Source organism: Marinobacter sp. (assembly GCF_048259445.1).
Lineage (GTDB): Bacteria > Pseudomonadota > Gammaproteobacteria > Pseudomonadales > Oleiphilaceae > Marinobacter.
The window spans coordinates 102,233-120,215 of sequence record NZ_JBLXHQ010000008.1; the positions used below are offsets into that span (position 1 = coordinate 102,233).

General features: G+C 56.0%; 17 protein-coding genes. 9 read left to right on the forward strand and 8 right to left on the reverse strand.

Annotated features, from left to right (window positions below; genetic code table 11):
- Nucleotides 1-12 precede the first annotated feature (12 nt).
- The 3 genes from ACN0RL_RS07980 (at nucleotide 13) to ACN0RL_RS07990 (ending at nucleotide 3,596) form a co-directional block, all read left to right on the forward strand.
- Nucleotides 13-1,035, forward strand: coding sequence for an aspartate carbamoyltransferase catalytic subunit (locus ACN0RL_RS07980; RefSeq protein ID WP_417515470.1), 1,023 nt, complete (start codon nucleotides 13-15; stop codon nucleotides 1,033-1,035).
- Complete coding sequence (locus tag ACN0RL_RS07985; protein WP_417515472.1) at nucleotides 1,032-2,333, forward strand: dihydroorotase; 1,302 nt, start codon at nucleotides 1,032-1,034, stop codon at nucleotides 2,331-2,333. The genes ACN0RL_RS07980 and ACN0RL_RS07985 overlap by 4 nt, the downstream gene beginning before the upstream one ends.
- 213 nt (nucleotides 2,334-2,546) lie before the next feature.
- A complete protein-coding gene (locus ACN0RL_RS07990; protein WP_417515474.1) occupies nucleotides 2,547-3,596 on the forward strand; it encodes a putative solute-binding protein in 1,050 nt (349 codons plus the stop codon).
- Nucleotides 3,597-3,650: 54 nt separating this feature from the next.
- Here ACN0RL_RS07990 and ACN0RL_RS07995 read toward each other — a convergent pair whose 3' ends face one another.
- Nucleotides 3,651-3,923, reverse strand: a complete 273-nt coding sequence (locus ACN0RL_RS07995) for an HU family DNA-binding protein (RefSeq protein WP_417515476.1) — start codon at nucleotides 3,921-3,923, stop codon at nucleotides 3,651-3,653.
- A gap of 471 nt (nucleotides 3,924-4,394) precedes the next feature.
- On the opposite strand from ACN0RL_RS07995, the gene ACN0RL_RS08000 reads away from it, so the two are divergent.
- Together ACN0RL_RS08000 and ACN0RL_RS08005 are read left to right on the forward strand one after the other, a co-directional pair.
- Complete coding sequence (locus tag ACN0RL_RS08000) at nucleotides 4,395-5,342, forward strand: hypothetical protein (RefSeq protein WP_417515581.1); 948 nt, start codon at nucleotides 4,395-4,397, stop codon at nucleotides 5,340-5,342.
- A 40-nt stretch (nucleotides 5,343-5,382) separates the two neighbouring features.
- Nucleotides 5,383-7,446, forward strand: a complete 2,064-nt coding sequence (locus ACN0RL_RS08005) for a TRAP transporter large permease subunit (protein WP_417515478.1) — start codon at nucleotides 5,383-5,385, stop codon at nucleotides 7,444-7,446.
- A gap of 131 nt (nucleotides 7,447-7,577) precedes the next feature.
- Here ACN0RL_RS08005 and ACN0RL_RS08010 read toward each other — a convergent pair whose 3' ends face one another.
- The 6 genes from ACN0RL_RS08010 to mutM all read right to left on the reverse strand — a co-directional run bounded on the left by ACN0RL_RS08010 (nucleotide 7,578) and on the right by mutM (nucleotide 12,797).
- Nucleotides 7,578-9,110, reverse strand: coding sequence for a phosphoenolpyruvate carboxykinase (locus ACN0RL_RS08010; RefSeq protein ID WP_417515480.1), 1,533 nt, complete (start codon nucleotides 9,108-9,110; stop codon nucleotides 7,578-7,580).
- A 174-nt stretch (nucleotides 9,111-9,284) separates the two neighbouring features.
- Entirely contained in the window at nucleotides 9,285-10,139 is an 855-nt protein-coding gene (gene hslO / locus ACN0RL_RS08015) for an Hsp33 family molecular chaperone HslO (protein ID WP_417515482.1), read from the reverse strand.
- 57 nt (nucleotides 10,140-10,196) lie between these two features.
- Nucleotides 10,197-10,604 (reverse strand): ribosome-associated heat shock protein Hsp15, encoded by a 408-nt coding sequence (gene hslR / locus ACN0RL_RS08020; RefSeq protein ID WP_417515484.1) that lies wholly within the window; start codon nucleotides 10,602-10,604, stop codon nucleotides 10,197-10,199.
- A gap of 49 nt (nucleotides 10,605-10,653) precedes the next feature.
- Nucleotides 10,654-11,343, reverse strand: coding sequence for a GMP/IMP nucleotidase (yrfG, locus tag ACN0RL_RS08025; RefSeq protein ID WP_417515486.1), 690 nt, complete (start codon nucleotides 11,341-11,343; stop codon nucleotides 10,654-10,656).
- Nucleotides 11,344-11,448: 105 nt separating this feature from the next.
- Nucleotides 11,449-11,781: a hypothetical protein gene (locus ACN0RL_RS08030; RefSeq protein ID WP_417515488.1), complete on the reverse strand. Its 333-nt coding sequence runs from the start codon at nucleotides 11,779-11,781 to the stop codon at nucleotides 11,449-11,451.
- A 203-nt stretch (nucleotides 11,782-11,984) separates the two neighbouring features.
- A complete protein-coding gene (mutM, locus tag ACN0RL_RS08035; protein WP_417515490.1) occupies nucleotides 11,985-12,797 on the reverse strand; it encodes a bifunctional DNA-formamidopyrimidine glycosylase/DNA-(apurinic or apyrimidinic site) lyase in 813 nt (270 codons plus the stop codon).
- Nucleotides 12,798-12,956: 159 nt separating this feature from the next.
- On the opposite strand from mutM, the gene ACN0RL_RS08040 reads away from it, so the two are divergent.
- Nucleotides 12,957-14,135 carry a fatty acid desaturase gene (locus tag ACN0RL_RS08040; protein WP_417515492.1) on the forward strand — a complete coding sequence of 393 codons (1,179 nt, stop codon included), beginning with the start codon at nucleotides 12,957-12,959 and terminating at the stop codon, nucleotides 14,133-14,135.
- On the opposite strand, the gene rsmD is transcribed toward ACN0RL_RS08040, so the two are convergent.
- Complete coding sequence (rsmD, locus tag ACN0RL_RS08045; protein WP_417515494.1) at nucleotides 14,111-14,770, reverse strand: 16S rRNA (guanine(966)-N(2))-methyltransferase RsmD; 660 nt, start codon at nucleotides 14,768-14,770, stop codon at nucleotides 14,111-14,113. The two genes, ACN0RL_RS08040 and rsmD, sit on opposite strands and share 25 nt — an antisense overlap.
- A 159-nt stretch (nucleotides 14,771-14,929) precedes the next feature.
- On the opposite strand from rsmD, the gene ftsY reads away from it, so the two are divergent.
- The 3 genes from ftsY to ftsX are packed head-to-tail and all read left to right on the forward strand — an operon-like array spanning nucleotide 14,930 to nucleotide 17,889.
- The gene (gene ftsY / locus ACN0RL_RS08050; RefSeq protein WP_417515496.1) at nucleotides 14,930-16,147 is read left to right on the forward strand and encodes a signal recognition particle-docking protein FtsY; all 1,218 of its coding nucleotides are present in this window, start codon (nucleotides 14,930-14,932) and stop codon (nucleotides 16,145-16,147) included.
- A 52-nt stretch (nucleotides 16,148-16,199) separates the two neighbouring features.
- On the forward strand, nucleotides 16,200-16,886 hold the full coding sequence (gene ftsE / locus ACN0RL_RS08055) for a cell division ATP-binding protein FtsE (RefSeq protein WP_417515498.1): 687 nt from the start codon (nucleotides 16,200-16,202) through the stop codon (nucleotides 16,884-16,886).
- A complete protein-coding gene (ftsX, locus tag ACN0RL_RS08060) occupies nucleotides 16,876-17,889 on the forward strand; it encodes a permease-like cell division protein FtsX (protein ID WP_417515500.1) in 1,014 nt (337 codons plus the stop codon). The genes ftsE and ftsX overlap by 11 nt, the downstream gene beginning before the upstream one ends.
- Nucleotides 17,890-17,983: the final 94 nt, after the last annotated feature.

Here is a 17,983-nt window from a genome sequence, read left to right on the forward strand (position 1 = left end):
AGCAGGCAAATCATGACCGCGAACGCAGCTTCCCCTAACCATTTGCAGCTAACCCGGGACGGCCAGTTGCGGCACTTTCTGACTCTGGACGGTCTGGGTCGGGAACTGCTGACCGACATTCTCGATACCGCAGACTCGTTTATCGAGGTGGGTGAGCGAAGCATCAAGAAGGTCCCTCTGCTGAGGGGCCGAACGGTGGTTAACCTGTTCTTCGAGTCCAGTACCCGCACTCGCAGCACGTTCGAGCTTGCCGCTAAACGGCTTTCTGCAGATGTACTCAACCTTGATATCAACACCTCCGCAACGTCCAAGGGCGAATCGCTCTCCGATACCCTTTTGAACCTTGAAGCCATGGCCAGCGATATGTTTGTGGTGCGCCATGCCCAGAGCGGCGCACCGCACTTTATCGCTGAAAGTGTTACCCCGGGGGTGGCTATCATCAACGCCGGTGACGGACGCCACGCTCACCCCACCCAGGCAATGCTGGACATGCTGACCATTCGCCAGCACAAGGGTACATTTGAAGGTCTTAAAGTGGCCATAGTGGGGGATGTTCTGCACTCGCGGGTCGCGCGTTCCCAGATTCGTGCACTGAATGAACTGGGCGCTGAACAGATTCGTGTTATTGCGCCCGGCACACTGTTGCCAAGCGATGTCGAGAGCCTTGGTTGCACGGTTGAGTACGACATGGCCAAAGGCATGAAGGATCTGGATGTGGTGATTATGTTGCGCCTGCAGAAAGAACGTATGGAGGGCGCGCTGCTGCCGAGCGAGCGCGAGTTCTACAGGCTTTACGGGTTAAACCAGGAGAAGCTCGCACTGGCGCATCCGCAATGCATCGTTATGCATCCGGGGCCGATTAACCGCGGCGTGGAAATCGAGTCCGCGGTCGCGGATGGCCCGCAATCGGTCATCCTGAACCAGGTTACCAATGGCATTGCCATCCGCATGGCTGTGATGTCCATGGCGATGGGCGGGCAGGTGGCTGAGCGCCAGCAAAAACTGACTGAACTGACTGAGCGGGGCCAGGCATGAGTGGTAACGAAGGATCCTCCGGCGCCAGCCTGAAAATTACCGGTGGCCAACTACTGGATGGCCATGGAAGTGAAGCGCCGAACAGTGCTCTTCTAATACGTAACGGACGCATTGCGGCCACAGGTGATGCGGCAGTAAAAGCCGAAGCCGATCAGATATTTTATGCTGATGGCTGTGTGATTACCCCGGGTTTTGTGGATCTGTACTGCAACCTGCGGGAGCCGGGCAACGGCCAGAAGGGCAACATTGCCTCGGAAACCCGCGCTGCTGCACGGGGCGGATTTACTACCGTGTGTGCCTCACCTGAAACTTCCCCGATTAATGACTCCAGGGCGGTTACCCATCTGATTCGGGATGGCGCGGCTACCAGCTCACCCATCCGGGTGTTACCCGTGGGGGCTGTTACCCGGGGGCTGGAAGGGGAGATGCTCAGCGATATGGCGGGTCTTACCGCTGCGGGCTGTGTTGCCGTTGGAAACGGATCCCGCGGTGTGCGCAACGCGCGCATACTCCGCCGTTGCATGGCGTATGCCCAGACCTTTGGCTTGACGGTGATGTTCCGCCCGGAAAACCAGTCGCTGGCAGCGGATGGTTACGCTCATGATGGGCTGGTTACCGCACGTCTCGGCCTTCTGGGTATACCGGAGGTAGCAGAAACTGCATCGGTTATGGAAATGCTTCTGCTGGCGGAAGAAACCGGCGTAAGGCTGCACTTGAGTCAGCTTTCCTGCGGACGTAGTGTTGAAATGATTGCCGATGCGCGCCGCCGGGGAATTTCGGTGACAGCCGACGTGGCCATGCACCAGCTTGTCTTTACAGAGGACGCGCTTGCAGGCTTTGACAGTCGCTTTCATCTGCGCCCGCCGCTGCGCTCGGAATCGGATCGCAAGGCTCTGCTTGCCGGTGTTCGCGAGGGGGTAATCGATGCGATCGTAAGCCAGCATCTGCCCCATGACAGCGCTGCGAAACAGGCACCTTTGCCGGCGACTGAGCCGGGCCTTTCCAGTATAGAGAGCGTGCTTTCACTGGGCCTTTTGCTGGTTCAGCGTGGTGAGCTCAAGCTCACGGAGCTGGTGCGCGCCCTTACTTCTGGCCCGGCATCGGTGATCGGCCGAACCGCAACGATCAGCAACGATGATATTGCGGACCTCTGTGTGTTTGATCCCCGAGCCCAATGGACCCCGGATCGCCAGTCTTTGATCTCTGCAGGCCACCACGCACCGGTACTGGGCCATCCGCTGCCCGGGTTGGTACGGCTCACGTTGGTGGAGGGACAGGAAGCCTGGGCTAGCGCCTGATGCTCTGACTCCGACAGAAAATGCGGCAGGGGTGGTTCAACCTCTGTCGACGCCATCACATAATCCCGTATGTTGCCTAAAAACTCTTGAAACAGGGCGCCTGTGCCAACGTATTCTTATGCCTGCCGGCATACCGTTGGCACAACGAAACGTGACACCGCCGACGAAATTATACGCACTGCGGCCAGACAATAATAATTCAGGAGTCATCCCGTGAAACCAGTAACCTTCTCGCATCGGGTGGCCTTGGCGGCTACTTTTTGCGTCAGCCTTGCTTTGCCCGCGCTCGGGCACACTCAGACAAATGCCGAAGCCAGCACCGATATTCTGGAGCGAAGCTTTTGTGTGTTTGATCCGGTAGGGGCCAGCGGCCCGCTGTTTGCGATCACGAAAACGTTTCAACCCGTTGCACTCAAAAGTGGCATCAAGCTAAACCTGAGCGCCTACACCGATGAAAAAGTGGCCGCCGAAGACTTCAAGGCCGGGCAGTGCGATGCCGTATTGCTTACAGGTACTCGTGCCCGCGAATTCAACAAGTTTACCGGTAGCCTGGAAGCCATGGGCGCCGTACCCGGTGAAGACGAAATGCGCTTGCTCTATAACACTCTCAGCCAGCCCAAAGCCCGTCCTCTGCTGATTGATGGCCCATACGAAGTAGCCGGTGTATTTCCGGGTGGCGCAATTTACCTGCATACCCGTGATCGCAGCATCAATTCCGTTGAGAAACTTCAGGGCAAACGCATCGCAACGCTCGATTACGACCAGGCTTCGGTGCGCATGGTGCGCCATGTGGGCGCATCGGTGGTTGGTTCCAATTCCGCCAACTTTGCCGGCAAGTTCAACAACGGCAGTGTCGATCTCGCATACGCGCCGGCCGTTGCCTACACCCCTCTGGAGCTCTACAAGGGTGTTCAGCCTGATGGTGCTGTTGTGAAGTACGCGCTCGGGTATATGAATTTCCAGGTCATTATTCACCGCGACCGTTTCCCGGAATCTGCGGGCCAGATGGTGCGTGATGAATCCATCAAGCGTCTCGACGAAGCCTACGACATTATTGCCCAGGCAGAAGCCGGGATACCGGAAGCCGTGTGGATGAAATTGCCACAGGAAGATACGGCCGAGTACGACAAGATGCTCCGTAAGGTGCGCTTGTCACTGCTCGACGACGGGATTTACGACGAACGGGCGATCAAGCTTATGAAGGCTATTCGCTGTCGTGTGGACGCAGCTCGTTCCGAGTGCGCTTCTGTGGCTGGCAACTGATACCCGGTGATGCTGTTCAAAAACCCCCACCCGTAAGGTCGGGTGGGGGTTTGCTCAGCGGAACGCGTCTTTGAACGCCTTGCCGGCTTTGAAGCCCACGGTTTTGCTGGCCGGAATACGGATAGACGCTCCGGTTTGAGGGTTTCTGCCATCCCGCGCCTCTCGTGCGCGAATGTTGAAAGTGCCGAATCCTATCAGGGTAGTATCCTCACCCCTCGCAGCAGCCGCTGAGATCTGATCTGTAAAGGCGTTAATCACCTCGCTGGCTTTTTCGCGGGTAAGGCCAGTGTGTTCGGCGATAGACGCCGCAAGTTCAGGTTTGCGCATCGGTATTCCTTTTTGTTTTTGTCTGTGGGTGCTGCAGCCTGAGTGGCGTGCGGCTGTCTGAATCTATACTGGTTTGGAGCGCTTTGTGCAAACCCTGGAAAGGTTAAAAACTGTGTGCACAGGCGTCATTTGCGGTGCCTGTCTCAAAAAGCGCGGGCTCTGTAGGCCATAATGCCGCTCTAGTTACAGTCTGTAACAAGTCGGGCGCCGAAATAAAAACGCACAGATGTAAATCCTGAGCCGAGAATACAGGCGCGATAACAGCGCTGTCAGAACAACAATACAAAACGTTCAAAAGGTGCAAAAACCATGATGCCTTCCGTGAATTCACCTCCGGAGAGTTCTCTCCGGGATCACCGCCGCTCGCAGTCTGTTGTGCAAGGGTTTTTGCGACCGGTATTCCGGCTCAGGCGCTTTTTTGTCGTTCTTGCCCTCGGCTCATTTTTATCCGGGTGTGGCGCAGTCAACAACATGGTCTACAAAACCACCGGTGATGTCATGCAGGGGTTTTCTCGTGAGCACACCATACCTTACCTGATGGCCAGCGGTGATCTGGCCATGGGTTGCGCCATGAGCGAGGCCACTGCGCCGCTGCTGATGTCCTTTGGTCGTGTAACCAGCGAGCCGGATCAACTTGCCGTAATGCTTTATCTTTCTGCCGGCGGGTGTGCCGAAGAGCAGGCGCGTGAGCATGAGTTGGCGGCCCTGACAGCCTTGTATGAAAGAAATGGCAATGCGGCTGAAGATGCGATGATCCGCCAGAAGCGTGCCTACGCTCTGGCATCAAGGCGCTACCTGAAATCCTGGCAGCACCACAACGCTTTTTACGGTGAGCCAGGCACAGGCGAGTGCCCGGATTTTGACGACGATATGGATGAGTTCGTATATCTGGCCGGCCTGCTCTCAGGCTTGCAGGCGCTCAACTCGGAGATTCAGTCTACCTCGTCTATCGGCGTTCCCAAGAACGTGGGCTCAGTTGTGGCGCGAGCCACAAACTGCCTGGAAAACGACAAGTGGTGGGGCGCTCCTATGGCTCTCAAAGCAACGGTATGGTCAATGATGCCGGGTGCGCTGCCCGAAGGTGAAAACGCCTTTGAACGACTGGCTATGGCTGACCGAAAGGGCGAGGAGGCGGGTGTTCGTCTTAGTCATGTCTTTCACGCCATTGCAGCCACCAATAAAGGCGATGAAGCGGGAGTGAAGGCGGTGATCCGTCAGCACGCGGAGTCTCTTGACGCGCAACCTGCAAACGAAGACTGGGCCTTTGTAGATGCTATGGCGACCAACATGGTGGTTGCTCTCTCTGATCGTCTGTGGGTGGAAAATACCGGCCACCGCACACCTTTGGGTCAGCTGGGAATTTTCTGGGATGACCGGCAGAAAGAAGTCGAGACCATGGATCTGGACGACCTGCTTTAACACGTCAGGGTTTCAGAGCATCTAATTAGAGTATTCAGTTATGTTCAAGGGTGGTTTTCGTCGTAGCGGTCTGGAGTGGTTTTCATCGCTGCCTGTCTGTCTGTTGTTGTTGTCTGTGGTTCTTTTCTCCACAAGCAGCGATATCCATAACCAGATGCTGCGCGGCGGAGAGCAGCTCTGGAGCGGTTATTACAAGCTTCGCATGGACCCGGTCGCACCAACCTGCAATCCCGAACAGGATATTGAGGCAGCAGTGGCGCAGGAGCTCGCCCGGGGGCCTGCTGAAGATGATCCCATGGCAGCACTGCTGGGTGTTCAGGAGAAAGATCCCGCCGATGTACGGTTGGCGATTGAGCGCTCGGTAGCCGACTGCAAAACCGCGCACCATAGTTATGACAGCCAGAGAGAACAGCTTACGCCGGGAGTGAGAGCCTATCGCGCGGTGGAGTTATTTGTTGCTGATCTGATTGCCTTTGGCCTCGAATCCCAGCGTTATACTCTGGTGCTGCTGGTTATGCTGTGTGCCGGAACGGCAACCCTTACCCGCCACCATATTGCCATGCGAGCCATGGAGACCCGTCTGGATTACACCGTTTCCCACACATTGCAGACCCTTGCCAACGCCATGTTGCTGGGTTCAAGCCTGATTTTTCGGCAGTCCAGCCTGGGTACTGAAACAACGATTTCCTCTGAAGAGCTCCTGCTTCACAACTTCTGGGTAATCGGATTTGCCTGCCTTATCCTGGCCAGCCTCTATCGGTTGATTCGGGCTCCATCAGACCTGATTCCCGGTGGGAGCCTGAACAAAGCGTTTCTGGCGGTGCCCTTATATACAGTGATGTGTCTGATTTCCGGTACTTATTTTGCACTGATCGGCCATGCCTCCGGTATCGGCATTTATCTGGGCAAGATGATGGAGCTGGCAGACATGTTCCTGAATGTGGGGCTGTATGTCTGGGTTGGCATGATGTTGAAGCAGACCCGACTGGCGACACTCGTGTTCAATCTGTTCCGGCCCTGGCGCATGCCACCGGAAATGCTGGCTGTGGTTGCGGTACTGGTCGCGGCAATTCCAACAGCCTATACCGGAGCCTCAGGGATTTTCGTAATTGCTGCCGGTGCTGTTATCTATAGCGAACTGCGGGCGGCCGGAGCGCGCCGGCAACTGGCGCTTGCGGCCACTGCCATGTCTGGCTCTCTCGGCGTGGTGTTGCGGCCCTGCCTTTTGGTTGTCGTTATTGCCTACCTCAACCGGGAAGTCACCACCGACGATCTTTTCGGATGGGGCATCTGGGTGTTCGTGTTGACTGCCGCAATGTTTACCCTGGTTGCGCTCGCCGTAAACCGCCAGAGCAAGTTTGATCTGGCGCCGGCTTCCGAGGCTATGCCGGCCATGATTCAGGCCTTCAGGCCGTTGGTCCCTTATGTATTGGTAATTGTTGCCGTTGTGCTCCTTTACCGCTATGCGCTGGACGTGCGCATGGACGAGTTCTCGGCGCCTCGTTTGTTGCCGGTCATCATGCTGGCCATCTTGCTGTATGAGCATGTAAGCCTGAAAAACCGAAAAGGCAGGGCGTCTGGTGAGATAAACCATCAAGGCCTGGAGCGTAGCTTGCGCGGAGCTACCAATGACACTACGGCAGAGATTGGTGCTCTGCTATTGCTACTTGGTCTGTCGGTGAGCATTGGCGGTGTGATTGAGCGCTCCCATATCATGCAGAGCTTCCCCCAGTCCTTCGACAGTGTCTGGTCTGCCATGGTCTTGATGGTAGTCATACTGGTCATTCTGGGGATGATCATGGATGCTTTTGGCGCTGTTATTCTGGTTACAGCGACAGTGGCAACGATTGCATATTCCAGCGGTATTCACCCCATCCATTTCTGGATGGTAACCCTGGTGGCCTTTGAATTGGGCTACCTGAGCCCGCCTGTTGCCCTGAATCACCTGCTGACAAGGCAGGTAGTAGGAGAGGCTGAAGTGTTGGCCGCCCAGCAGGAAACAGGTAATTTTTATCAGCGCCATGAGCGCATCATTATGCCGCTGATTGCTATGGGTATTTCGCTGGTACTGGTGGCATTTGTGCCGCTGTTGTTCTACGCCTGAGCGTAATTAATGTGGCCTTCGGGAAGTCGATATCATTGGCCTACCCGGCCTCGGTCGAGAGGTAAAAGCACGGATTGAGGCACAAAAAAAAGCGCCGTGCTTCCGCAGGGCGCTTTTCATGAGATGCAGAATCAGAGCTTGGGTCCAGCCTCCACAATTGCATCGGAAACATCAAATTTCTTGAAGTTCTCTACAAACTGCCCGATCAGCTCCTGAGCTTTACCATCGTAGTAGTCTGCGCTGGTCCAGGTATTACGCGGGTTCAGCAGGCCTGTATCTACGCCCGGTATATGCTTGGGAACGTCGACGTTCAGGGCAGGCAGATGCTCGGTTTCCACATCATCCAGATCGCCGTTCTGGATCGCACTGATGATGGCGCGAGTCGTCGGGATACTGAAACGGGTGCCTTCGCCGTGCGGACCGCCGGTCCAGCCGGTGTTGACCAGGAAGACCTTGCTGCCGTACTCGTCGATGCGCTTCATCAGCAGCTCGGCGTATACGCCTGCCGGACGCGGGAAGAAGGGCGCACCAAAGCAGGTGGAGAACGTGGACTTCAGCTTGGAGGATGAACCCATCTCGGTGGAGCCGACCAGCGCTGTGTAGCCACTCAGGAAGTGATAGGCGGCGCCTTCACGGCTCAGTATGGACACCGGTGGCAACACGCCTGTCATATCGCAGGTCAGGAATACGATGTGGGACGGCTCACCGGCGCGATTCTCAAGTACGCGCTTTTCTACGTGCTCAAGTGGGTAGGCGCAGCGGGAGTTTTCAGTCAGTGAAACGTCGTTGTAGTCCGGCTCGCGGGTTTCCGGATCAATGGTGACGTTTTCAACAATGGCGCCAAAACGGATGGCATCCCAGATGATCGGCTCGTTCTTTTTGCTCAGATCGATGCACTTTGCGTAGCAGCCGCCTTCAATGTTGAAGACTGTGCCCGGGCCCCAGCCGTGCTCGTCGTCACCAATCAGGAAGCGGTGCGGGTCTGCGGAAAGCGTGGTTTTACCAGTGCCAGAGAGGCCGAAGAACAGGCAGGTTTCGCCATCTTCCCCTACGTTGGCTGAGCAGTGCATTGGAAGCACGTCCTTTTCCGGCAGCAGGAAATTCTGCACAGAAAACATCGCTTTTTTCATTTCACCGGCGTAATGCATGCCGGCCAGAAGTACTTTGCGGCGCGCAAAGTTAATAATCACACAGCCATTGCTGTTGGTGCCGTCGCGAGCGGGCACGCACTCAAAATTGGCGGCGTTCAGAATCTGCCATTCCTGCTTGTCGGCCTGGTTGAATGTGTCCGGGCGAATGAACAGGTTGCGGCCAAACAGGTTTTGCCAGGCGGTCTCGGTGGTCATCTTCACCGGAAGGTAATGCTCGGGGTCAGAGCCCACATGAACCAAAGACACGAAGCTGTCTTTTTCTGCAATGTAGGCTTCTACACGATCCCACAGAGCATCGAATTTATCAGCGTCGAACGGGCGGTTGATCGGCCCCCATTGGATGTCGTCGGAGGTGCTCGGCTCTTCAACGATATAGCGATCCATAGGGGATCGTCCGGTACGCTCACCGGTTTTTACAACCAGTGAACCGTTGGAAGCCAGCTGGCCCTCGTTACGCGCCAGTGCCTGCTCGACCAGCTGTGCTGTACTCAGATCATTATAAGTGTTGCTCACTTCGACCTCGCCCTCGGGATGTCTTAGTGACTGCTCAGGCCGCCCCCCGGAAATTGACGGAAAACTGAACAATCGGGTCAATTCAGGCGCGCTATTATGCCAGAGGCGCCGGTAAAAAACGAATGCTCCGGAAGCCGCGCGTTTGCTGGCTTCCAAGCGAATCTGTAACCAACTCTAGTGTAGCGTATGGCCAGAGAAAAGGTGGTCAATATCATTCCTATCGAACCGATAGTGTGCGTGGCAAAACTGACAATCCATCTCGATGGCTCCCTGCTCATCGAGTATGCTGTAGCATTCGTCTTTACCAATGCCTTCCAGTGCTCCGAGGGTTCGTTCTCTGGAGCAGCTACAGTGAAACGCGACTGTTTCCGGATCAAAAAGGCGCACGGTTTCTTCATGGAATAAACGGTGCAGAAGCGTTTCGCTGTCCAGTTCCAGCAGTTCGCTGGCCTCCACAGTGCGAGCGAGATGGTTGACCCGCTCCCAGAGTGTATCGTCTTCCTCGGTGGCCCCGGGAAGGCGCTGAAGCATCAGGCCGGCGGCGCCATTCTCGCTGGAAAACAGGAACAGGCTGGTGGGAATCTGCTCTGAGCGCTCAAAATACTCTTCCAGACACCCTGCGAGACTGTCGCGCTCCCGGGGAACGACGCCCTGATAGCGATTGCCCTGCTGTGGTGTGATGGTAATGGCCATGCGCCCGTCGCCCAGCAGATTGTGGAAGCTTTCCTCGCTTATCGCGTGCTCGTCAAAGCGGGCCAGGCCGCGGATTTTCCGGTCATGGCTGCATTCCGCCATCAGGGTTCTCAGTGGACCATCCCCCTGGGCCTGGATGGACAGGGTGCCTTCAAATTTAAGGCTGCTACTCATAACGATGCTGGCCACAAGAGCTTCGCCAAGCAGGCCCCGGATAGATTCCGGGTAGGGCGCCTGGCTGGTGATCTCATTGTAACTTTTGCCAAGTTGTACCCAGGCTCCGCGCACCTGGCTATGCTCAAATATAAAACGCTGGAACTGATCGCGGGATGCCATGCTGGTTCTCCTGAAAACTGGGTGCTTAAATCGATGGTGACGGCTGAGCGGTCTAGGTCAGATGCCGTTATGGTCACGGAATCGTTGAATGTCCCTGCGATCTTTCTTGGAAGGTCGCCGGGCTGGCGGCAACTGGGCGGCCTGCATGGTCTTGCGCTGCCACGAGAGGTCTTCCCGTTTTTTCACGCTGTCTTCGGTTTCGTGGTAAAGCTTCTGGGCTTCAGGCGCACCGCGTCTGCGCTCGCTTACATCGTCTACAATCACGACTTTTTCCAGCAGGCCGAGGCGTAAAGTCAGCGTTGCGCCAGGCTCCACCAGACGGCCCGGCTTGCAGCGCTGGCTGTTGTAATGGACTTTGCCACCTTCAACCGCCTCTTTGGCAAGCGAGCGCGTTTTGTAGAAGCGCGCAGCCCATAGCCATTTGTCGAGCCTTACCCGTTGATCGTCCGAAGTAGATGCCGCCATGTCTCCTCACCTGGTTGGCATATGCCTGAATTGCTGAATTATAGCGCTCTCAGCCGATAGATGGCAGGGGCCGTTGCTGGTGAATAGCTGTCAGTATTTCATCAAAGTGATGGACACAGGGTATCTCGGGATGTGTTTCCCGGGCAGCCTGCTTGCTGTCGGGGGCAAGAATGCCAAGGCACTGTGCAATTCCGGCAGATCGGGCACTTTCCAGTACCGGGAAGCTGTCATCCACCATCAGTGTGGTGGCGGCCCTGTACGGCGCCAATCTCTGCAGATCCTTCCAGAAAGCTATGTCTTCCTTGGGTCTGCCCAGCTGATGGCTGGAAACAATGCCATCCACGAATTTCTCCAGGCCGGTATGCCGAAGCTTCAGTTTCAGTGGGTCTGGGTGGCAGTTGGTTACGATTACCGACTGTAGACCGGTTTTCTTAAGGGCCTGAAGAAAGCTTGCTACATGAGGCCTATAGCCTATGCGGTCGCCGACCTCTGATTTCAGGTCGGTGATGTCCATGTCGAGCCGTTCACTCCAGTAGTCGGTGCAATACCAGTTGAGAGTGCCTCTCTCGGCCATGATCATGCTGATCAGCAGGTCCTTTGCCTCACCCGGGTGCAGGTCGTATTGCTCGGCATAGCGCCTGGGCAGATGCTCAAGCCAGAAGTGATTGTCGAAATGCAGGTCAAGCAGTGTTCCATCCATATCCAGGAACACAGTTTCGAGGCAGGTCCAGTTGATCATAAACAAAAACAGCCTGAAGAATTTTCGTCAGGCTGCCGCAGATTCCGGCCTGAGGCAAGCCGGAATCGTACCGATGTTATGCAAAGGCGGTGTTGCAGGCGGGGATCAGTTGCCAGTCTGTTCGACGGGCTCTGCTTTCCGGCCGGACTTGGTGCAGCCCAGGCAACGAACGAAGGTGGCTTTCGCCGGGCCGACGACCAGAACGTCGCCCGCTTCTTCCGCATTGCCGCCGAGCAGTGAAAACGGCAGCGACACCAGGTACACAACACTTCCTACGATGGTGGTGGCCAGCAGGACCGGGCGCACAAACACCGCATCGCCTGCCATGGCCAATGCAGACGGGCTTTCGTCGATAGCGCGCGCGTGGCCTACGGATGAAAAAGCCAACAGGCAGGCCGCCACAGTGGCTACCAGGGTGCGTGAAATATTGCGGATCATTAGTCTGTCTCCTGAACTTTTGGGCCCCGTTAATGCCGGATTGTTTGTAACCAGCACCGGATTCGTATCGGGTAGATCGAACCTTATTGTAACTCCCGGGGATTAATCCTCTGTTAACTATGAATCATATTTGCGTATTTTCAAACGAATTTTCGTTGCAAATTGTGCAATTTGATGCCGTTTACGCAGAAGGTTGTACCGAACTATCGCTGACACCGGGTGCAGTAAACTGTAGATCGGCCGCTCATGCGGATTTCCTTCAACGGTTTCTGGCACTCAGTGCACGGTTCCCCGGCGCGGCCATATACCAGAAGAGACTGAGCGAAATAGCCCGGTTTGCCGTCGCTGTTGACGAAATCCCGAAGGGTGGTGCCGCCCATCAGAATGGCGGCGCTCAGGGTTTCTGTGATGGCTTCTGCAAGACGATGGTAGCGGTCTAAGCTGATGCGGCCAGCCTTGCGCCCGGGGTGAATGCCGGCTTTGAACAGAGCTTCATTGGCGTATATGTTTCCAACGCCTACAACCACATGGCTGTCCATGATGAAGGATTTGACCGGAGTGTTTTTATTCCGTGATAACCGGAACAACATTGAGCCGCTGAATTCCGGCGACAGCGGTTCCGGCCCGAGGCTGGCAATCAGCGGATGCGTGGCTGCAGAATCGGACCATAACCAGCAGCCAAACCGGCGGGGATCGTTAAAGCGCAGAATAACGCCGGAATTTAGTGTGAGATCAATGTGATCGTGCTTCAGTGCAGGTGTGGCGTCGGTGATTACACGAAGGCTGCCGGACATGCCCAGATGAATGATGGCTGTGCCATGGTCCAGATTCAGGAACAGGTATTTCGCGCGGCGATCTACAGTCCGTATAACCTGACCTTCCATCCGCGCAGTAAGGTCCCCGGGCACCGGCCATCGCAGCCTTCCATTCCGCACCTCTACGCGGGTGACGGTATGGCCTTCGCAGTAAGGCGCGATACCGCGTCGTGTTGTTTCAACTTCGGGTAATTCGGGCACGCAGCCGTTCTCCGATTCAGGTGTCTGGGTGTGGTGTCGCTCAAGTGTGAACGGTAACAAATTTGCTTTCAAAGGCTGTTGTTCTGGCTAACACCTGTACGCTAAAGTACGGCGAGTGGCGCTTTTCGATCGCCTTGGATTTTGATTTGAGGAATAACTATGTGGTTAAACGGTCTTCTTGACCTGTCGGTGACGCAGCTCATTCTGGTTGTTCTGGGTATGACCCACGTCACTATTATCAGCGTAACGCTCTACCTGCATCGCCATTCGGCTCATAACTCACTTGATCTGCACCCTGTACTGAAGCACTTTTTCCGTTTCTGGTTATGGCTGACCACGGCTCAGAATACCAAAGAATGGACCGCGATCCACCGCAAGCATCACGCCAAGTGCGAGACAGCTGAGGATCCCCATAGCCCGGTAGTGCTGGGAATAAAAAAAGTGTTGTTTGAAGGCGCCGAGCTCTATGCCTCAGCGGCTACGTCGGAGAATCTCGAGCGTTACGGTCAGCGCACGCCAGAAGACTGGATTGAGCGCAATTTGTACAGCCGCTACAGAATGTTGGGCATTACGCTGATGGCAGTAATCGATCTGGCGCTCTTTGGTGTTCATGGTATCTGGATATGGGCTGTACAGATGGCATGGATCCCGTTCTGGGCTGCCGGCGTTGTGAACGGGATTGGCCACTGGATGGGTTACCGTAATTTTGAGTGCGCTGATAACGCCCGCAATATTTCTCCGCTGGGCCTTATCATTGGTGGAGAAGAACTGCACAACAACCACCATACCTATCCGAATTCATCGAAGCTCTCGCGTCGCTGGTACGAAGTGGATATCGGCTGGGGTTATATTCGTTTGTTTCAGCTGTTCGGTCTTGCCAAGCCCAGGGGCTATCGCCCGATTGTCCACTATGTGCCGGGCAAGCAGGACATGGATGTGGAAACCGTGCAGGCCATTGCCAACAATCGCTTTGATATTATGCGTCAGTACCGCAAACGGGTGACCGAGCCGGTTTTGCGCCAGCAGAAAAGTCTTATGGACGATGAAATCCGCCCCCGGTATCGCAAGCTCAAGCAACTTTTGTCCCGGGAAGTAACTCTGATAAAGCCCCGGGAAAAAGAAACACTGGAGTCAGTTCTGGAAAGCAATGCTGTGTTGCGCCAGATCTACGAGAAGAGCAACGAGCTACAGGCTCTCTGGCGCCAGCGTGGACTCAAGCCCCAGGATAAATTGCAGGCTTTGATGGAGTGGTGCAAAGAGGCAGAAACCAGCGGTATCCGGTATCTGGAAGATTTTGCGGCTCATTTGCGGGCCTACTCGTTGCGCCCTGCAGCCTGATCCACTCGGTAGAGGCAGTAGGTGACCTGCCCGGCGGTTTTCTGCCGGTGCAGTCGCCAGCTGGCGGGAGCCGCCGGGGCCGGGAGGTCGCTCTCGTGCTCCACATAGACCCATCCACCGGGTTTAACCCAGTCCTGAGCTTCAAGCATCGGGAGCAGGGTTGCCAGCCAGCCCTGCCGGAAAGGTGGGTCCATGAAGATGATGTCGAACGGCTGCCTTGTTCGCTGGCTAAGGTAAGTATCCACGTTGGCGCATATCACAGTGCCGGACTCTGAGCCGAGCAGCCTGAGGTTGTTCCGCAGTGCAGTTGCCAGAGTGGTGTTGTTATCGACAAGCGTGGCATGGGCCGCGCCTCTGGAAAGCGCTTCAAGGCCAAGTGCGCCGGAGCCGGAAAACAGATCCAGACAGTCGCTTCCCGCCAGATGAAATGAAAGCCAGTTAAACAGGGTTTCCCGTGTGCGTGCCGGGGTAGGGCGCACCCCTCCTGCATCAGGAAAACAGAGTTTGCGGCTACGCCAGTCGCCACCAATTATGCGCAGCTCGCCTGTTGTACTCTGATTCCGGCTCTGTCCCCGGGCAGCTCCTTGTTGGGGCTTGTTTGGAGGGCGCGGGCCTGAGGGTTTTCTGCGCGTCATGTTGTTAGCTCCGGAAGCAGATCACGGTCACTGTATGTGGCGTATCTTAGCGGAAACCTCACCTTCCGTGATAATCCACGCGATCCTCACTTCCCGTGGACACTCTGCTAGAATGTGCGCTCTATTTGTCCCGCCCATTCAGACTTATGGTATGACTTTATGATGGCAGAGTGGATTTCAGTCGGCCTTCTGGCCCTTCTAGTGCTCGTGTTTGTTCTGGATATCGCCAGCAACCGTGGCCGTGTACCTCGACCGAAACCTGTCCCTCAGCGTAAACCGGAGGCCTTGAAAGGCCCTGCGCCCGCGACACCGGTTGAGAAGACAACGACAGAATCAGCCCCGCAGCCCGCACCTGAGGAAGCCGGCGAAGCGCCGGTCGCCGCTGAGCCTGAGGTGGTCCGAGAGCCTTTGCCCGAGCCGGTAAAGGTTCCGGAGCCTGAGCCTGCACCTGCGCCACAGGTCAGTGTTTTTGAGCGTATAAAGCAGGGCTTGGGCAAAACCCGTGCAAGCCTGACCGGCGGTATGGCGGATTTGTTCTCCGTTGGCAAGAAAATCGATGAAGATCTGCTGGAAGAAATCGAAACCACGCTGCTGATGGCGGATGTGGGAGTGACCGCCACTTCAGAAATTATTGAATCCCTCACCGACAAGCTCCGGCGTAATCAGCTCAAGGATGGTGAAGCCTTGCGCAAAGCCCTGCGCGACGAGTTACATGGTCTTCTCAGGGATGTCACCAAACCACTGACGATTGATGCGGGAACAAAGCCCTACGTGATCCTGATGGTTGGCGTAAACGGCGTCGGCAAAACCACGACCATAGGCAAACTCACCAAAAAGCTTCAGAACGAAGGCAAGTCAGTCATGCTTGCAGCCGGTGACACCTTCCGTGCTGCTGCTGTCGAGCAGCTGCAGGTCTGGGGGGAACGCAACAATGTTCCGGTTGTAGCCCAGCACACCGGGGCCGACAGCGCTTCGGTGATCTTTGATGCGATTCAGTCCGGCAAATCCCGCGGTGTTGACGTAGTGATTGCCGATACTGCAGGCCGGTTGCAGAACAAAGACAACCTGATGGGCGAGCTGGAAAAAGTTGTCCGGGTAATGAAAAAACTGGACGAAACTGCTCCCCATGAAGTGATGTTGGTTCTGGATGCAGGTACCGGACAGAATGCTCTGAGTCAGGCACAGGTATTCCAGAAGGCGGTAGGCGTAAGTGGCATTACCTTAACGAAACTGGACGGTACAGCCAAAGGCGGTATTGTGTTCGCCATTGCCCGTCAGTTGCAGCTCCCCATCCGCTTTATCGGCGTTGGCGAGCAGGTTGATGACTTGCGTAGCTTTGATGCCGAGACCTTCGTGGATGCCCTGTTTGCTGAATAAACAGCTGAACAGTTTATTGAATGATCCGGTTTTTTTGGAGCAGTAGCCCGTCATGATCGAATTCCGTCAGGTTACCAAGCGGTATGACAGTGACCATACGGCGCTGCGCCAGGTAAATTTTCATATGGGTCGCGGTGAGCTGGCGTTTCTGACCGGGCACTCAGGTGCGGGTAAAAGCACTCTGCTGAAATTGCTCATGGTGATGGAGCGTCCAAGTGCAGGCGAAGTCGTGGTCGGTGGCCAGGTACTCAACCGTCTGCCGAGGCGACAAATACCCTATATTCGCAGGCACATCGGTGTGGTTTTCCAGAATCACCAACTGCTTTTTGACCGCACCGTGTTCGATAATGTGGCCATGCCGCTCGAAGTGATGGGTGCCTCCCCCCGTGACGCGGGCCGTCGGGTTCGTGCGGCGCTGGATAAGGTCGGCTTGCTCAGCAAGGAAAAAATGAACCCGCTGCAGCTCTCCGGTGGGGAGCAGCAGCGGGTTGGTATTGCCCGTGCGGTGGTGAACAAGCCTCCCTTACTGCTGGCGGATGAGCCTACAGGTAACCTCGACCCGAAGCTGTCTGCCGATATCATGAATCTGTTCGCCCAGTTCAGTCAGGTAGGTGTAACCGTGCTGATCGCCAGCCACGACCTCGCCCTGATTAACGAAATGGATCGGCGCACGCTGACGCTGGACCATGGCAATCTGATTGCAGGCGGCACGCCGTTGGGAGGTTCCAATGGCGGCTGATCCATCATCCAGACCTCGCAAGCCGGATCCTGCACGGGGAGCCAGAGTATCCCGTTCGCCCTGGCGTGAGCAGGCAGAGTCCTATTTTATTCACCACCGTAAAGTAGCCCGTGACAGCGCCGCTCGCATGTGGCGAACGCCGGTGGCAAGCCTGATGACCTGGACAGTTATGGGTGTTGCTCTGGCATTGCCGGTCGCGTTGCTGTTGCTTTTAACCAGCCTCCAGGGTGTGAGTGCAGGATGGGAAAGCAGCGCCCGTGTAACTGCCTATATGAGGCTGGACGCCAGTCTCGAGCAAACCCGCAAACTCGCGAATGAAATCGGTTCAGATGGCCGTGTGACGGAACTGGAGCTGATTGACAAGGATCAGGCGCTGGCAGAGTTCCGGGCCTCGTCGGGGCTTGATGAGGCGCTGGATTATCTGGAAGAGAACCCCTTGCCCCACACATTGCTTATAACACCCGAGGAGAATGCCCGATCTGCAGACGGTGTTGCGGCCCTGGTGACCTTCATCGAGGGTATGAATGGCGTAGAGCGGGTGCAAGTGGATCTGGGCTGGCTACAGCGCCTGAATGCCATGACAGATCTGCTTGCAAGGGCCGTGTGGGCGCTTGCCATACTGCTTGCAGCGGCTGTGGTGCTGGTAATTGGTAATACTGTAAGGCTGTCCATTGAAAGCCGCCGTGATGAGATTCTGGTGGCCAAGCTGGTCGGTGGTACGGATGGGTTTGTACGCAGGCCATTCCTTTACACGGGGGCCTGGTTTGGTCTGGGTGGCGGCTTTGTTGCCTGGATATTGCTACAGCTTTCGCTGTGGTGGCTGAGCGGACCGGTTGAGCGCCTGGCCGGGTTGTATCGCAGTGATTTCTCGCTTAACTCGCTGAGCATTGATGGGGTGATTGCATTGATTATTGCAGCGATGCTGCTAGGCTGGCTGGGCGCCTGGGTCGCGGTAAAGCGCCATCTGGATGACATTGAACCGGGTGAGATTGCCGGTGGTTGATGATCCGGATTGCGGTAAGAGCGTATTGAAACTGTGGCTTGTTTCGGGGTAGCTTCTTAAGCAAGAAAAGTCAGGGTGAATTTTCCATTTTGTT

Excerpts from the sequence above, each read along its gene's own strand:
- ftsX (WP_417515500.1), top strand. The coding sequence starts at position 16,876 with ATGGCGGCTGATCCATCATCCAGACCTCGCAAGCCGGATCCTGCACGG.
- ftsY (WP_417515496.1), top strand. The coding sequence starts at position 14,930 with ATGATGGCAGAGTGGATTTCAGTCGGCCTTCTGGCCCTTCTAGTGCTC.
- ACN0RL_RS08005 (WP_417515478.1), top strand. The coding sequence starts at position 5,383 with ATGTTCAAGGGTGGTTTTCGTCGTAGCGGTCTGGAGTGGTTTTCATCG.
- ACN0RL_RS07995 (WP_417515476.1), bottom strand. The coding sequence starts at position 3,923 with ATGCGCAAACCTGAACTTGCGGCGTCTATCGCCGAACACACTGGCCTT.
- ACN0RL_RS07980 (WP_417515470.1), top strand. The coding sequence starts at position 13 with ATGACCGCGAACGCAGCTTCCCCTAACCATTTGCAGCTAACCCGGGAC.
- yrfG (WP_417515486.1), bottom strand. The coding sequence starts at position 11,343 with ATGATCAACTGGACCTGCCTCGAAACTGTGTTCCTGGATATGGATGGA.
- ftsE (WP_417515498.1), top strand. The coding sequence starts at position 16,200 with ATGATCGAATTCCGTCAGGTTACCAAGCGGTATGACAGTGACCATACG.
- ACN0RL_RS08030 (WP_417515488.1), bottom strand. The coding sequence starts at position 11,781 with ATGATCCGCAATATTTCACGCACCCTGGTAGCCACTGTGGCGGCCTGC.
- hslR (WP_417515484.1), bottom strand. The coding sequence starts at position 10,604 with ATGGCGGCATCTACTTCGGACGATCAACGGGTAAGGCTCGACAAATGG.
- ACN0RL_RS08000 (WP_417515581.1), top strand. The coding sequence starts at position 4,395 with ATGGTCTACAAAACCACCGGTGATGTCATGCAGGGGTTTTCTCGTGAG.
- hslO (WP_417515482.1), bottom strand. The coding sequence starts at position 10,139 with ATGGCATCCCGCGATCAGTTCCAGCGTTTTATATTTGAGCATAGCCAG.
- ACN0RL_RS08040 (WP_417515492.1), top strand. The coding sequence starts at position 12,957 with ATGTGGTTAAACGGTCTTCTTGACCTGTCGGTGACGCAGCTCATTCTG.
- ACN0RL_RS07985 (WP_417515472.1), top strand. The coding sequence starts at position 1,032 with ATGAGTGGTAACGAAGGATCCTCCGGCGCCAGCCTGAAAATTACCGGT.
- rsmD (WP_417515494.1), bottom strand. The coding sequence starts at position 14,770 with ATGACGCGCAGAAAACCCTCAGGCCCGCGCCCTCCAAACAAGCCCCAA.